Annotated in this window: 11 protein-coding genes; 5 read left to right on the forward strand and 6 right to left on the reverse strand. The window is 38.2% G+C overall.

Going from position 1 to position 17,044, the window contains the following annotated elements; translation table 11 throughout:
* Positions 1 to 217: 217 nt before the first annotated feature.
* Complete coding sequence (locus ACFIKQ_RS05885) at positions 218 to 466, forward strand: zinc-finger domain-containing protein (protein ID WP_015856502.1); 249 nt, start codon at positions 218 to 220, stop codon at positions 464 to 466.
* A 52-nt stretch (positions 467 to 518) separates the two neighbouring features.
* Positions 519 to 1,766, forward strand: a complete 1,248-nt coding sequence (locus tag ACFIKQ_RS05890; RefSeq protein WP_375652944.1) for an FAD-binding protein — start codon at positions 519 to 521, stop codon at positions 1,764 to 1,766.
* 191 nt (positions 1,767 to 1,957) lie between these two features.
* Here ACFIKQ_RS05890 and dnaE read toward each other — a convergent pair whose 3' ends face one another.
* Entirely contained in the window at positions 1,958 to 5,425 is a 3,468-nt protein-coding gene (gene dnaE / locus ACFIKQ_RS05895; RefSeq protein ID WP_375652955.1) for a DNA polymerase III subunit alpha, read from the reverse strand.
* A gap of 401 nt (positions 5,426 to 5,826) precedes the next feature.
* On the opposite strand from dnaE, the gene recG reads away from it, so the two are divergent.
* Positions 5,827 to 7,935, forward strand: coding sequence for an ATP-dependent DNA helicase RecG (gene recG, locus ACFIKQ_RS05900; RefSeq protein ID WP_375644738.1), 2,109 nt, complete (start codon positions 5,827 to 5,829; stop codon positions 7,933 to 7,935).
* Positions 7,936 to 8,328: 393 nt separating this feature from the next.
* Here the strand turns inward: recG and glmS are convergent, their stop codons facing one another.
* The 5 genes from glmS to ACFIKQ_RS05925 all read right to left on the reverse strand — a co-directional run bounded on the left by glmS (position 8,329) and on the right by ACFIKQ_RS05925 (position 13,870).
* Entirely contained in the window at positions 8,329 to 10,152 is a 1,824-nt protein-coding gene (gene glmS, locus ACFIKQ_RS05905) for a glutamine--fructose-6-phosphate transaminase (isomerizing) (protein ID WP_375635887.1), read from the reverse strand.
* Positions 10,153 to 10,324: 172 nt separating this feature from the next.
* Complete coding sequence (glmU, locus tag ACFIKQ_RS05910; protein ID WP_375635886.1) at positions 10,325 to 11,674, reverse strand: bifunctional UDP-N-acetylglucosamine diphosphorylase/glucosamine-1-phosphate N-acetyltransferase GlmU; 1,350 nt, start codon at positions 11,672 to 11,674, stop codon at positions 10,325 to 10,327.
* 14 nt (positions 11,675 to 11,688) lie between these two features.
* A complete protein-coding gene (locus ACFIKQ_RS05915) occupies positions 11,689 to 12,474 on the reverse strand; it encodes a cytochrome c biogenesis CcdA family protein (protein ID WP_273788202.1) in 786 nt (261 codons plus the stop codon).
* Positions 12,475 to 12,520: 46 nt separating this feature from the next.
* Positions 12,521 to 13,507 carry a carboxypeptidase regulatory-like domain-containing protein gene (locus ACFIKQ_RS05920; protein WP_375644761.1) on the reverse strand — a complete coding sequence of 329 codons (987 nt, stop codon included), beginning with the start codon at positions 13,505 to 13,507 and terminating at the stop codon, positions 12,521 to 12,523.
* 39 nt (positions 13,508 to 13,546) lie between these two features.
* Positions 13,547 to 13,870 (reverse strand): HesB/IscA family protein, encoded by a 324-nt coding sequence (locus ACFIKQ_RS05925; protein ID WP_375644740.1) that lies wholly within the window; start codon positions 13,868 to 13,870, stop codon positions 13,547 to 13,549.
* A gap of 108 nt (positions 13,871 to 13,978) precedes the next feature.
* Here ACFIKQ_RS05925 and ACFIKQ_RS05930 point away from each other — a divergent pair, with 108 nt between their 5' ends.
* Both ACFIKQ_RS05930 and argS read left to right on the forward strand, forming a co-directional pair.
* Positions 13,979 to 15,181 carry a deoxyguanosinetriphosphate triphosphohydrolase gene (locus ACFIKQ_RS05930; RefSeq protein ID WP_375644741.1) on the forward strand — a complete coding sequence of 401 codons (1,203 nt, stop codon included), beginning with the start codon at positions 13,979 to 13,981 and terminating at the stop codon, positions 15,179 to 15,181.
* Between the two features lie 30 nt (positions 15,182 to 15,211).
* Entirely contained in the window at positions 15,212 to 16,969 is a 1,758-nt protein-coding gene (gene argS / locus ACFIKQ_RS05935; RefSeq protein WP_375635884.1) for an arginine--tRNA ligase, read from the forward strand.
* The last annotated feature ends 75 nt before the right edge of the window (positions 16,970 to 17,044 follow it).

The raw sequence follows: 17,044 nt of genomic DNA on the forward strand, positions 1-17,044 counted from the left end.
TCATCGTGTTTTCATTTAATATTTAAAAATACTTGGAACTATTTCTATGCGCAAAGCGCTAAAAACACGACAATTATTCTAATATAGCATAAAAGGAGGAGAAATTTGTCTTAAAAAGCAGCTTGCATTATTATAAGCTTTATTACAAACTCACGCCTATAAAATAAAAGAGCCCAATTATAGCTGATGAGAAAATTTATTCTGGAGTTTGTACGCCATGGCTGATCACAATATTCCCCATTTCCAAAATGACCTTGGATATAAAACAATCGAAATTGGTGTGAAAGAATTTATGTGTGTAGGCGCTACACAACCATTCGATCATCCCCATATCTTTATCGACATGGGAGAAGCAGATGAGAAAATTTGCCCTTATTGCTCAACCCTTTATCGTTATGTTCCCTCGCTATCATACAATCAAACAAACCCAACAGGATGTTTATATCATCCAGAAAAGCTATTATAATCGCGTTTTTGGGCTTTCTTAATAACCACTCTTTTAATTCTGCTTGTTTAATATGGAATCATTTGTGAACCGATCACCCTTCATTGTTGGAGGAGGAATTGCTGGTTTAAGCACCGCTTTAGCACTCGCTCATAAAGGAATTGCAAGCACCATTATCGAAAAGTGTAAGCAACTTGAAACAATAGGCGCTGGTATTCAACTGACACCAAATGCAACATCTATTCTTGCTCGCTGGGAACTTCTTAACAAACTCACTAAAGTCGCGACAATCCCACATTTTCTTGAGTTAAAAGATGGATTATCTTTAAAAATACATCTACGGGCTCATCTTATCAATCTAACAGAAAAATATTGGAAAGCCCCTTATATGACGATCCACCGTGCGGCTTTACAAAAAATTTTATATGATGCAGTGATTGAAAATCCTTTGATCAAATACAAAGCAGGCGAAACGATTGTATCTTCTACCCAATCTGCAACCAACATTAAAATAAAAACAATAAAAACAAATACAACAACAGAACAGCTTCATTCAACGCCCCTCCTGATCGGATGTGATGGAGTTTGGTCAACATTACGGCAACAATCTCCCTTTCATGAAAGAGCAAATTTTAGTGGCTTTATTGCTTGGCGTGCAACAACAACATTTGATAATCTTCCTCAAAAATTTCGTTCTTCATTGCAAAATATGAAGACAATTACAGCTTGGATGGGACCCCAAAATCATCTTGTTGTCTATCCCATTCAATCGTCAGAAAAAATTTTTAATTTTGTCGCCATTACGCATGGAGAAAATTCAAAAGAAGGATGGGCTCATAAAGGAGATAAAGAAAAACTCAAATCTCTTTTTAAAGGTTGGAATTCAAAAATCTTACAAATCTTTGATCATATCGATGAATGGAGCTATTGGCCACTCTTTCAAATGAAACAAAATCGTTTTATCGGCTTAGAGAGACAAGTATTTGTTGGCGATTGTGCACATGCAGCCTTACCTTTTGCAGCGCAAGGTGCCGCTATGGCAATCGAAGATGCTGCCACATTAGCAGAAGCACTTTCATTGAAAGATTTTTCATTAACGAAAGCACTTTCGCTTTACGAAACAACACGCACCCCCCGTATTGTAGCAGTAAAAAAACGCGGAGATTTCAATAGATTGGTCTATCACGCAACCGGTCCTATAGCAATTGCACGCAATCTCATGATGAAAATTCGTACACCAGAGAGCATTATGTCAGATCTCGATTGGCTTTACATGTATGATGCGATGAATTCCATAAAAAATAATGATAAAAACTTATAAAATTCTTCCAGTATTTTGAATATTACGAAAGAAAGAGATTTTTTGACACTATGACACTAAAAAACATCATAATTTACTCAAATAAAAGCAATATTTTTCGAAACCTACAATCCGATTTTAAAAGCTCAATTTTTAGCTCTCCTAAAAGCAAAAACACCACTCAAAATCAGCTCCCATCTTTAATCTTTCTGTTAACTCAATTCTACATCAACAACACCCTGAATTAATTTCATAGCATTTGCGACATGTGAATTTACCTTATATCGCTTAGGAAGCGCAATTTCGACTTCTCGCAATCCATCCTCTTGAATTAAAATAAGCCCAACCTCTCCATTCCCCCCAAGATTTAAATTTTGTTCAATTTGTGGAAGCATATCAACTGTTTTTATAAAAAGACGCATCATTTTATGCTGTTTTAATGATTCCTGTTCCAACGACTGAATTGTTTCAATTCGCAAACTAACTCCTTCAGAACGATTTTCTGCGCTCACCGTAATAATAAAAGATTTTCCGGGTTCTAGCATCTCTTCATAATCCGAGAGTGCCTCAGAAAAGAGAACAGCTTCATATTGTCCACTTGTATCAGAAAAATGAATAATTCCCATTTTTTTACCAGATTTTGTTTTGCGCACGTTTTTTGCCACAACAGTTCCAGCAAGCCGTGCAGCCGTTGCTCCTCCTTTAACGGCATTGGCAAAATTAACCCAAGTCTGAATGCGTTTTTTGTCTAGAATAGCTTGATACTCCTCCAATGGATGCGCAGAAAAGTAAAAACCTATAGCTTGAAATTCTCGATAAAGTTTCTCAGCCAGCAACCAAGGGGTTGTTTGCGATAAGATTAATGGTTCTTTTAATCCGCCTGCCATTCCAAATATATCAACCTGCCCGCTAGAATTGTCATCGAGAATACGAAGTGCACGCGCATGAAGGGTTCCAAGATTGGCTAATAAAACCTCACGTGCAATGTTAAAACAATCAAAAGCACCAGCACAAACTAAACTTTCCATCGCACGCTTGTTAACAATACGAGGATCAACACGCGCACAAAAATCTTCCAGATCCTTAAAAATCTTATCCCCACGACAAGTAACAATATGATCCACAACAGTTTCTCCCACTCCTTTAATGGCAGCAAGAGAATAATAAATACAGTTATCACCAACCTCAAAAACACGATGAGATGTTTGTATAGAAGGTGCAATAACTTCAATACCCAGCCTTAATGCTTCACGCCGAAAATCATTAAGTTTATCTGTATTCGTCATATCATACGTCATTGAAGCTGCTAAAAACTCAACGGGATAATTTGCTTTCATATAAGCTGTTTGGTAAGAAACAATTGCATAAGCAGCAGCGTGCGATTTATTAAAACCATAATCAGCGAATTTTGCTAAAAGATCAAAGATAATATCAGCTTGATCTTTATCAACACCACCTGCAACAGCTCCATTGACAAAACGCGTACGCTGTTTTTGCATTTCAGCATGAATTTTTTTCCCCATAGCACGACGTAATAAATCGGCTTCTCCAAGCGAATAGCCAGCAAGCACCTGAGCAATTTGCATCACCTGTTCTTGATAGACAATAACACCTTGTGTTTCTTTGATCAGATGATCTATTTTAGGATGAATAGAAGCAATTTCCTCTTCCCCATGTTTGCGTGCATTATAGGTTGGAATATTCTCCATTGGACCTGGACGATAAAGTGCGACCAGCGCAATAATATCTTCAATACGGTCTGGCTTCATTCCAATCAACGCCTTGCGCATACCAGAACTTTCCACCTGAAACACGCCAACCGTTTCACCACGTGCCATCATAGCGTAGGTTGCTTCATCATTCAGAGGGATATTTGATAAATCTATTTTAATCCCCTTTCTGGCAACAAAATCGACTGCCATTTTCAAAACAGTAAGCGTTTTTAATCCAAGAAAATCAAATTTTACCAGCCCTGCCTGTTCAACATATTTCATGTTAAATTGTGTAACAGGCATATCAGAACGAGGATCACGATACATCGGGACAAGCTCCCAAAGCGGACGATCTCCGATAACAATCCCAGCAGCATGAGTCGAAGCATGACGATAAAGTCCCTCCAACTGGAGTGCTATATCTAATGCGCGTCCAACAACGGGATCTTTTTTCTTTTCCTCTTCAAATTTAGGTTCATCCTTAATAGCATCAGCCAATTCTACCTGACTTCCTGGCGTGGTAGGAATTAATTTTGTAAGATAATCCACCTGACGATAAGGAACCTCTAAAACACGCCCCACATCACGCAAAACTGCACGTGCCTGTAACTTACCAAAGGTAATAATTTGAGCAACTTGATCACGTCCATATTTTTTTTGAACATATTGAATAACTTCTTCGCGCCGCTCTTGACAAAAGTCGATATCAAAATCTGGCATCGAAACACGATCTGGGTTGAGAAAACGTTCAAAGAGAAGAGAAAACCGCAATGGATCAACATCAGTAATCGTCAATGCATAAGCAACAAGTGAACCAGCACCAGAACCCCGCCCTGGTCCAACGGGAATATCATGAACCTTTGCCCATTTTATGAAATCTGAAACGATAAGAAAATATCCAGAAAATTGCATACGCGTAATAACTGAAATTTCATAATCAAGCCGCTGCTCATAATCTGCAATCGTATACCCTTCAGCTAATCCAATTGTTTCAAGCCGCATCTTCAAACCAGCTTTAGCCTGATTTAACAACTCACTATCTTCTACTTCTAAAGTATTTTCTGAATTAGCAGATTGTTCTATAAAACGAGGCAATATCGGTTTTCGAAGAGGCGTGGCAATATGACAACGCAATGCAATTTCAACACTATTTTCTAAAGCTTCTGGAAGATCAGAAAACAGTGTAACCATTTCATCTTGTGACTTCAAATAATGATCTGGCGTCACACGTTTACGATCTGGATTAGAGACTATTTGTCCTTCTGAAACAGCCATCAGCGCATCATGCGCTTCATACCCTTCTCTCTTCAGAAAAAAGGCTTCATTTGTTGCAACAAGAGGAATTTCATGCGCATAAGCCAATTCAATAAGATCAGCTTCTACTCTCCGATCATAAGAGCCATGCCGTTGTAATTCCACATAAAGACGATCAGCAAAAGATTTTTTCAAATAAATTAAGCGTTCAACAGCATGTTCTTTTTTCTCTTCTGCTAAAGAAAGATTAATAGGCCCTCCCTTGCCTCCCGTTAAAACAATTATTCCTTCACTGTGTGCCGACAACCAATGAGCTTTAATATAAGGAGGATCAGTATCACATTTATCAAGATAAGCACGGCTCACAAGACGAACCAAATGAGCATAACCGGTTTCACTAGCAGCCAACAGAACAATAGAGCAAAAATCAGAAGGATTACGCCATTTAGCCAAACGTGAATGATCATTTTCATCACAAAAATCAACAGTAAGCTGACAACCAATAATAGGTTGTACCCCATGAGAAAGACAATGCTGTGAAAATTCCAAAGCACCAAATAAATTATTGGTATCGGTAATAGCAACCGCTGGTGCATGATCTGAAATCGTCTGTTGAATAATTTGGGGGATTTTTAAAGCCCCTTCGAGCAAGGAATAAGCTGAATGCACTCTCAAATGAATAAAGCGAGGAAGAGAATTTTTGTTCTCTTGCATTTTATTTTTATTTTTTACCACTCTCACAATTTCCCACTACAAAATAAATGCCAAACAGCACCCCTTATAAAAGAAAAAAACTTCTGTTTATCATAACTTTAAAGCTATAAATTCATCATCCTACATAGGAGCAATATCCCAATTTTATTAATATTTATAAGAGAATTATATCAAGAAAATGCTTCTATTCACAGCAAATAAACAGCTAAAATAAAAAGAAAAATAATATAGCTCATCTAAGCACTTTAATTTTAGCTCCCTTTTATTGTATTTATCTTTAAATATTAATTTTCTTCCTAAAATTCAATGTGTAAGTAAAGCAACCTCCTCTTTATAACTTTATCCCCAAAAAGCTCTTCTAAAGGTCTAGAAAAAACAAAAAGAGCAGGTTAAATTTGCTCATGCCTCCAAGTCTTCTTACCCCTCTTTTTAATTCTATTCGAACTCTTTCTGGTATTACACCTAAAGTCTATGGTTTACTGACCAAACTCTTAAATGTTAATCCTACACAACGCGAAGCAACTCTTATTGATCTTCTTCAATTAATGCCTCATTCCGTCATAGACCGCAGAATGCGTCCCAACATTGCTTGTGTAACAGAAGGAGACACTGTTACACTCGAAATTATCATCGATCAACATCAACCACCGCCCCGTGGTCACAACAAAATCCCCTATCGTGTTATTGCCCATGATCAAACAGGAAAAATAAATTTAGTCTTTTTTCACGCTCAGCCTCTTTGGCTAAAAAAACAACTCCCTGAAGGAAAAAAAGTCACTGTATCAGGAAAAGTTGAATGGTTTAATGGGCAATTTTCAATGGCGCATCCCGACTATATTGCTCCAAGCGAACAATCAAATCAGATTCCTCTCATCGAACCTGTCTATCCCTCTACTGCAGGACTAACTGCAAAGACACTAAGACGCGCCATACAAAACGCTCTTGATTTTATTCCTCTCCTCCCAGAATGGATAGATGAAAATGTGAAAAAGCAGCAAAATTTTTCTTCTTTTTCTGTTGCTTTACGCCGTATCCATGCGCCCATTAATACCAACGATCTATCCTTAGAAAGTACAGCACGCAAACGTCTTGCCTATGATGAATTGCTCGCTTGTCAATTGGCGCTAGGACTCGTGCGTTTGAAAACCAAATCTCTTGTTGGCACTTCTCGACCATCAACAGGAATTTATACTAAAAAATTGCTTAATGTCCTCCCCTTTCAACTCACAACCGGACAAAAAAAAGCAGTAGAAGATATCGCGAAGGATCTTGCTTCGCCAGAACCGATGCTAAGACTGCTTCAAGGTGATGTAGGCGCAGGAAAAACTGTTGTTGCATTGATGGCAATGGCACAAATTGCTGAAAATTCAGGACAATCAGCTTTAATGGCACCAACCGAAGTGCTTGCCAGGCAACATTTTTCCACCATTGCTCCTCTTGCCGAAAAAGTCGGATTACAAACAACTCTTTTAACAGGACGAGAAAAAGGGAAATTGCGGACAAATATCTTGAATGATATTCAATCAGGTCAAGTTTCTATTATCATCGGAACCCATGCTCTCATACAAAACAGCATCACTTATAACAATCTTGCCTTAACCATTATCGATGAACAACACCGTTTTGGTGTCCATCAACGTATCGCTCTTACAGAAAAAGGCAATAAACCTGATATGCTGGTTATGACCGCCACGCCCATTCCGCGCACACTTGTCTTAACAGCTTTTGGTGATATGGATGTATCTAAAATTACAGAAAAACCAATGGGACGACAACCCATTACAACAGCAATGCTTTCTTTGAAACGTCTTCATGAGCTTATAGAGCGAATCGCAATTGCATTAGAAAAAGGAGAAAAGCTCTATTGGATTTGTCCTTTAGTGGAGGAATCGACAGTTCTTGATCTCACTTCAATTGAAAACCGCTTTACATTTCTCCATGAACGCTTTGGAGCACACGTTGGTATGATCCATGGAAAAATGTCTACAGCAGAAAAAGAAGCCGCTATGGCATCTTTTAAATGTGGAAATACACGTATTTTAGTTGCAACCACCGTCATTGAAGTGGGAGTAGATATTCCAGATGCTTCGATCATTATCATCGAACACGCGGAACATTTTGGCCTTTCACAATTGCACCAATTACGTGGACGTGTAGGACGAGGCAATAAAAAATCTTCCTGCATTTTGCTCTATAAAGATCCACTGACTAAAACAGCAGCAACACGCCTTAATATTATCCGCAATACAGAAGATGGTTTTGAAATCGCTGAAGAAGATTGGCGCCTGCGAGGCGAAGGAGAGCTTTTAGGTACCAAACAATCCGGAGTCCCTGAATTTCATATAGCAAACCTTGCAGTTCATAGCGATCTTTTGTCAATGGCAAGAAAAGATGCTCGTTTATTTTTACAACGCGATCCTCATCTTTCTTCTCAGCAAGGACAAGCTTTACAGTTGCTGCTTTATCTTTTCGGACACGATGATGCTACACGCCTCTTGCGAGCAGGATAACAAAGCCCCTCTAATAAAAAATTAAAATACCTCTCTGTTCAAATACGATTTTCTCTCTTAGAATAAACCATAAATAATCTATACAATCCCTTACCATCTTTATGCTTCATGAAAGAGTGACAAACCAACAACAGCATCTTTTCTTTCAATCTAAATTATTCTTGCATTAAAACAGTAGAAGAAATATTGCGCCTTTTTCTATCATTATATTCACATAGCTGATCCATTTTTTGACAGGTCAGAAAATATTTTTTATTTTATCGTAAAGAATTTAGAAAGAAAAATCCCGTCTCCGATATTCTCGTTCAACAGAGAAAAGTGGAAAAAATAAGCTATCATTATAAATCAATTTCTTACACTTGATTATTCTCCCAAAGATTCAGAAATATACTTTTATTCAACCGTGACTGATTTTGCTAAATTACGGGGTTGATCGACATCTGTTCCTAATAAAACAGCCGTATGATAAGCGATTAACTGAACAGGGAGTGCATAAATAATAGGAGAAATAAATTCTGGAACTTCTGGCAAAGTGATCGTTGATAAAGTCTTAAGACAAGCTACTTCTGCTCCTTTTTTATCGGTTATTAAAATAATACGACCATTACGTGCTACCACTTCTTGCATATTAGAAAAAGTTTTTTCAAACCACCGATCATAAGGTGCAACAACAATAACAGGTATTGTCTCATCCACCAAAGCAATTGGTCCATGCTTCAACTCACCCGCCGCATAACCTTCAGCATGAATATAAGAAAGCTCTTTCAATTTAAGGGCTCCCTCCAAAGCAATCGGATAAGAAGTCCCACGTCCCAGATAAAGAACACTTTTTGCATTCACTAAATCACGACAAATACATTCAATTTTGCTCTCTAATTTTAAGACCTCATTTAAAATACGTGGAACTTCTGCCAATTGTTGAACCAATTGCTGTTCCATTTGAACCGAGAGATAGCCACGTTGTTTAGCAGCACTAAGTGCTAGTGAAGCAAGCGTTGCCAATTGACAGGTAAAAGCTTTTGTTGACGCAACACCAATTTCCGGTCCGGCAAGTGTTGGGAGAATAAAATCAGCCTCCCTTGCCATTGTTGATTGCTCTACATTCACAATTGTTGCTGTTTTTACACCCCGCTCACGACAATAACGCAAAGAAGCCAATGTATCAGCTGTCTCACCAGATTGAGAAACAAACAGCGACAACACATCAGACGTTATAGGAGGTTCACGATAACGAAACTCCGAAGCAACATCATTATCAACACTTAAAGCGGCAAATTTCTCAAACCAATAGCGCGCAACTAAGGTTGAATAATAAGCCGTTCCACAACTCGCAAAAAGGAGACGATGAATATTTTTCCAATCAATCAAATTCTCAAATGATCGAACGGCATAATTTCCAAGATCAAGATAATGCGCCAAATTATGAGAAATCACTTCAGGTTGTTCAAACATTTCCTTGTGCATAAAATGACGATGATTACCCTTAGAAATCAATAAAGCCTCTTCAAGTAATGTTGTCACAGGACGTTTTACCGGTTGATTATATACATCATAAATTTTGACGCCTTCCCGTGTGAGAACAGCCCAATCCCCATCTTCCATATAGCTAATATGATCAACGAATGGTGCCAAAGCAATCGCATCTGACCCCACAAAAAATTCATCTTTTCCATAACCAATTGCCAGAGGTGGACCAGAACGAGCCGCAATCATAAGGTTATCTTCACCTTCGAAAATAAGAACAATAGCAAAAGCCCCCTGCAGCCTTTTCCAACTGGTACGTACAGCTTCTTGCGGAGAAAGACCTTCTTTTAATGCACGCGTTATTAAATGTGCAATAACTTCCGTATCCGTCTCTGTTTCAAAGATATAACCATCTTCTATGAGTTCCTTTTGCAATTCTACAAAATTTTCAATAATACCATTATGAACAATCGCAAGTTTTTCAGTCACATGGGGATGCGCATTGCGTTCAACAGCAATTCCATGCGTAGCCCAACGGGTATGACCAATCCCTAAACTTCCCTCAAGAGGTGTTTTTTTTAATTTTTCTTCTAAATAAACAAGCTTCCCCTCAGCACGTACACGATAAAGATGCCCATTATGGACTGTTGCCACCCCAGATGAATCATACCCTCTATATTCAAGACGTTTTAACCCCTCAACCAAAGAGGACGTAACACACCTCTTTCCAATAATTCCAATAATTCCACACATTAAAAAGCTCCAACCCACATCTTAAGATTTAAATCTTATAAAACAATCCAACAGCCTTTATTTAAAACTATAAATAATAAAATAATTCAAACATGGAGTACGGCAATCTTTAAGAATAAACATCCTATCCATCGTTAGATTCACACGAAACAAAGGAATAGACTGAAAATAATCATTTTTTCTGTTTGTTTTCTAACAAGCGCTCTCGAAATTTTGTCGCATAGCCCTCTTTTATAACCTGTCGTGCACGCCCAAAAGCCATACTGTTCATAGGAATATTTTCAGTAATAACACTTCCTGAAGCAACATAAGAGCCATCCCCTATTACTAATGGGGAAACAAGTGCCGTATTAGACCCAACAAAAGCATAATCACCAATCATGGTTTTATATTTGTTAAATCCATCATAATTGCAAGTAATCGTACCGGCTCCAATATTGGTATGTGCACCAATTTCGGCATCACCAATATAACTTAAATGATTGATTTTAGAAGATTCTCCTACCTTAGCTTGTTTGACTTCACAAAAATTTCCAATCTTTACGGACTTCGCCAACTCTGTTCCAGGACGCAAACGTGCATAGGGACCAATCTGTGCATCCTTACCAACCACAGCACCCTCGAGATAACTAAATGCATGAATAACAGCACCAGATTGTACTTTCACGCTTAATCCAAAATAAACATTTGGTTCTATCACAACCCCTGGTTCAATTTCTGTATCATAAGAAAAATAGAGTGTCTCTGGTTTTAAGAGTGTAACACCCGATAACATTAAATCGCGCGCTTTACGTTTTTGCCACAAAGAATCAGCCTCAGAAAGCTCAAGACTGTTATTAATTCCTACAATATCTTCAAAAGGAACTTCAACAACACGCACATCTAATCCTTCGCGTGTTGCAAGAGCAGCAATATCTGTTAAATAATATTCTTTTTTCACATTGTTATTACCAACCTTCTCTAAAAGAGAAAGTGCATGTTTTCCACGCATAGCGAGTATTCCACCGTTACAAAAAGAAATCTTTTTTTCTTCATCGCTAGCGTCTTTTTCTTCTACAATTGCGATCAATTGACCATTTTTCTCGAGAAGACGCCCATAACCTGTTGGATTTTGGGTATGAAAACCTGCAAAAACAACATCTGCTCCATCAGCAAGCTGTGCACGCATTTGGTGCAATGAATCTTGCTGAATGAGAGGCGTATCCCCCAAAACAATGAGAATATCATCCACTTCCTTTTGCAAAGCTAAACGAGCAGATAAAACAGCATGAGCTGTTCCTAAACGCGCTTTTTGTTCAAAAATCATCGCATCTTTTACAAATGACTGAACAACGTGCGTAACCTCCTTAGCACCAAATCCCACAACGACTGCTAATTGTGAAGAGCCTGCCAATTCTATTTGTTTTAGAACATGGCATATAAGAGGCAATCCAGCAATTTTATGAAGTACCTTAGGCAGAGACGATTTCATGCGTGTCCCTTCACCTGCAGCAAGAACAATAGAAAGACAACTTCTAACCATAAAAACACATAAGACTAACGAGAAAATCCAAAAAAATTCATAATATCGTGCCAACGAATATCTTCAATATAACTCAACGAAGGATAATGTTCTAAAAGCCAAAATGAAAGATCCTGCATAGAGCCTGTTAAAAACAAAATCCCTGTAAGAATAAGAAAAACACCAATAATTTTTTCAACTTTTCCTAAATGAATACGAAAAGCTCCTAAAAATCGCATAAAACTGCTCGAAAATAAAGCTGCCAACATAAAAGGAATAGCAAGACCTAATGCATAAACCGCTAATAGAACAGCTCCCTCTCCCACAGTTTCTTTTGTTCCAGCAAGCGTTATAATAGGGCCTAAAATGGGGCCAATACACGGTGTCCAACCAAAAGCGAAAGCTAACCCAATAATATACGCGCCTAAAGGACCAGCAGGTGTTTTTTTGGTCTGAAAACGCGCTTCACGAAATAAAAAAGCGATCTTGAAAATCCCCAAAAAATTTAAACCAAAAATAATAATGACAATTCCAGCAGCAAGGGCGAACCAATCACGATAATAACCGATGAATTTCCCAATTGTGCTAGCACTGGCACCTAAAGCAACAAAAACAGTCGTAAACCCGAGAACAAAAGCAATAACAGAAGACAATAAAGCCCACCGTATAAAGACTTTCTCATCACGATTTTCTGAACGAAAATCATCAATACCAACACCTGCCATATAGCACAAATAAGGAGGAACTAATGGCAAAACACAGGGCGACAAAAAAGAGAGTGCCCCAGCAAAAAACACACCAACTGTTGAAATTTCAATCAAAACTCATACCCCGTCTCTCATCATAGTTTACCCCCATAAACAACGATCAATCCACATCTTCATCAATTCGTTGCATATTTTGCTCATTCGCCACCACACTTATATCTTCATCATGACCAGAAACGACTGAAAAAACTTTTTGATAGATTTTATCTTTATTTTTAGCAATTGCAATATACTCTCCCTCCGCTAACACGAGTGAAACATAAGCACCAACTGTTTCATAAACGATATCACCAGAATCATTGGCAAGAGACCAACTTGTATCTGCAAGCGCTTCCCCTCCTTCTTGTCGTACCAGCTTTAAGACAATCTGAGCAGCCTGATGTTCAAGGGTAACTTCTGTCATTTTACCAGCATCCACTTGAATATCGGAACGAGCCGTCGCATTAATAGAACCATAATGGGAAGCAACATGGTAGCGTCCAGCTTTTAAACGTACAACTGATTGGGGTTTAACATTTGATAAAATCACCCCCGTATCATCATTTTCTTTTTCATCCTCATAAATGGTAAAACGTAATTCCTTTTCATTCATTACACCATTAAGCAGTGTTGCATTTAAAATGACACCACCAGCCTCAAGATTAAAGTTTTTTACAAGACTCTGTCCATTTTCTAGGCGAATATGGCGCACAGCACTCATATGACCAAATGAGACATGAACAAGATAACTTCCTGGTTCGAGATCAAAACGCGCACTTCCCCCCTTATAGGTTGCCACTAATGGTAATTTATTATCAATCCCTAGAATAGGGGCATAAACCCGCCAGACAAGCCCTTTTTCAATATCCGGATGACTATTTATTAATCGAGCATTCAAAATGAGTTGTGTTTGAGATGCTAAATTTTCTTTTCCCTGCTCTTGAGACTTTACAATAAAACTCCTTGATTGTCCCTGCTGCTGATCTTGCCCTTCTTCTTCAGAAAAAGCACAGTGACTCCAGATCAATAAAGTAAGCACCACGCACAACCATACACATCGGTGCACTATTTTCATAAGAATACCCATTTTCACATTGTTGACCAACATGATATTTTTTTCAAGAAACAATATCACAAAGCCATCATTTTAGATTGAAAAACTTACACCACAACCACATGATGAAACAGCATTGGGATTGTGGATTTGAAAAGACTGCCCCATAAGATCATCAACAAAATCAATCTCAGCTCCTTCCATGAAAGGAAGTGATAGTAAATCAATAAACACAACTGCCCCATCTTTTTTGAGAACGAGGTCATCTTTACACATTTCAGAAACCAAGTCATATTTATAAGAAAAACCAGAACACCCACCACCTTCAACAGAAATACGTAATGCTATTTTATCGGGTTCACGCAAAAGTATCTGTGCAATTTTTTGGGCAGCAACATCTGAAATTTTCACATTCATTTTATATATCCTTGCATTAAACCATCAAGAAAGAGTATCCCATACTCAAAGAGAAGTTTATTTGTCATAAACCACTCTCAATTTTAAGATGATAATGGGCAGCTTGCAATGGATATAGGCACTATCAACTTCAATTACCAATCTCGAGCAGTGTACAGTGCTCATCCGCAAACAAGCCGTGGTAGATTATTCCATGAAACGATGAGCACCACACGCTCACCTTTTCAACGAGATAGAGATCGTATTATCCATTCTAATGCATTTCGACGTCTTAAACATAAAACGCAAGTGTTTATTGCTGATGAAAGCGATCATTATCGTACTCGCCTAACCCATTCCATAGAGGTCTCTCAAATTGCAAGAACATTAGCCCGTGCCCTGTGCCTTGATGAAGACCTTGCCGAAGCCATTGCCCTTGTTCACGACTTTGGACACACGCCCTTTGGCCATGCTGGAGAAGATGCACTTAATGAAGCCATGGTACATTATGGCGGCTTTGATCATAATGCACAAGCATTACGCATTGTCACAAAACTAGAACAGCGCTATGCAAATTTTGATGGACTTAACCTTACATGGGAAACCCTCGAAGGACTTGTAAAGCATAATGGTCCTCTTTTAGGTCCTCACGCGAAGAATAAGGAGGTTCCTATCGATATTTTACAATACAATGCAGAGCAAGACCTTGCACTCGATTGTTTTGCAGGACTAGAAGCGCAATGTGCTGCTATTGCAGATGATATCGCATACAATGCGCATGATATTGATGATGGTCTACGTTCGCAATTTTTAACACTCGATCAATTTGAACATGTTTCACTAACAGCAGCAATATTAAAAGATATAACAGATGAGCATCCCCACCTCGACCAAACGCGTCGCGGTTACACACTTGTACGAAGACAAATAACAACCATGGTTGAAGATGTTATCAAACAATCACAAGAAAATTTAGCACGCATCAAACCAACAAGCATAAACGATATTCACCAAGCAAAACAAACTATTGTTACCTTTTCACCAACAATGACCGTTTATGAAAAAGAACTAAAAAACTTTTTATTTAAAAATCTTTACTACCATGAACAAGTTCTTAGTCGTCGCAATGCAGCAAAATGCATTGTACAAAAATTATTCAATTGTTATTATGAAAATCCAAATACAATGCCTGAAAGTTGGCAGAGCAAAACAGTGCACTTAAAAAATCAAGAGTTAGCACGTTTGATTGCTGACTTCCTTTCAGGCATGACAGATCACTACGCTCTACGTGAATATCACCGTTTATTTGACCATACAGATAATTTCGTTTAATGGCTTTTGGCATCATCATGGAAGCTAAATATGAATATCTTTAAAAACTTCGAAAAAAAAATTAAGAGATCAATTGAATTATCTGATATAAAAGGAAAAAATGGAGAAGATCTAGATTTATCAAAAATTACTGTTGATCCTCCGCGTGATTCCTCCCATGGTCATTTATCAACCAATGCTGCTATGGTGCTTGCAAAATCTATTGGAATCAATCCACGTGCACTTGCAGATAAAATCATAGAACTTCTTAAAAATGATTCCTCTATCGAAAATATAGATGTTGCCGGTCCTGGTTTTATAAACATAAAGCTTACAAAATTATTTTGGCAAGATGCTATAAAATCCATGCTTGAATCAGGCACTTCTTATGGTCGTATCCCAATGGGACAAGGAAAACGCGTCAATGTTGAATATGTCTCAGCAAATCCGACAGGACCAATGCATGTAGGACACTGCCGCGGAGCGGTTGTTGGAGATGTTCTCTCCAATTTGCTGCAATTTACGGGCTATAACATTACGAAAGAATATTATATCAATGATGCTGGTCAACAAATCGAAGTCCTCGCCCACTCTGTACTATTGCGCTATCGTGAGGCTCTTGGGCAAGAAATTAATGAAATTCCAGAAGGGCTCTATCCTGGAGAATACTTGATACCATTGGGACAATCGCTTGCTCAAGAGTTTGGGGACCAACTCCTCACGATGGATAAAGATGAAGCCTTATCTCTTGTGAAAGAACGTGCAATTCATGCAATGATGACCATGATTCGCGAAGATTTGGCTGCTCTTAATATTTATCATGATATCTTTTTCTCTGAGCGAATGCTCTATGCAGATAATGCACGCGCCATTCGTAACACCATCAACGACCTCACTTTAAATGGTTATATCTACAAAGGAAAACTCCCCCCTCCCAAGGGACAAAATACAGAAGATTGGGAACCAAGTGAACAAACTTTGTTCCGTTCAACAAATGTTGGTGATGACCAAGACCGTGTTTTAGTTAAATCTGATGGTTCTTACACTTATTTTGCTGCTGATGTTGCTTATTTTCGGGATAAATTTAATCGTCATTTTGATGAAATGATTTATATTCTAGGCGCAGACCATGCTGGCTATGTAAAGCGGCTAGAGGCAATGGCAAAAGCAATTTCTGGGGATAAAGCTAAATTAAGCGTCTTCTTATGTCAATTGGTAAAACTTTTTCGCAACGGTCATCCTGTACGCATGTCAAAAAGAGCAGGATCTTTTGTCACTCTACGCGATGTTGTCGAAGAGGTTGGGCGTGATCCTGTGCGTTTTATGATGCTATACCGTAAGTGTGAAGCACCTCTTGATTTTGATTTTGCAAAAGTAACAGAACAATCAAAAGATAACCCCATCTTTTACGTACAATATGCAAGTGCACGTTGTCACTCAGTCTTTCGTCAAGCACAAGAAGCGCTTCATATTAAAAGCTTTTCAAATGATACATTAATCGCCCATCTTCATCGATTAACAGATGACCATGAAATATTGTTAATACGCAAACTTTCTGAATATCCACGTATCATTGAACAGGCCGTCGTTCATAAGGAACCGCATCGATTAGCGTTTTATCTTTATGACCTTGCTTCCAGCTTTCACACCCATTGGAATAAAGGGAGTGAAAATCTCAATTTACGCTTTATTCAACCTGATGATAAAGAGTTATCCTTTGCAAGATTGGGATTGATACAAGCTGTTATCAATATTTTATCATCAGGACTTACCATCATAGGAGTCGAAGCACCAATAGAAATGCGTTGAAAAAGTTCTATAAATACATACAATAGGTACTCTATTGATAAACTTTTTCATGTATCCTTGCATGAGAGGGGGAAA

This window comes from Bartonella sp. MR63HLJHH, assembly GCF_042194155.1.
Lineage (GTDB): Bacteria > Pseudomonadota > Alphaproteobacteria > Rhizobiales > Rhizobiaceae > Bartonella > Bartonella grahamii.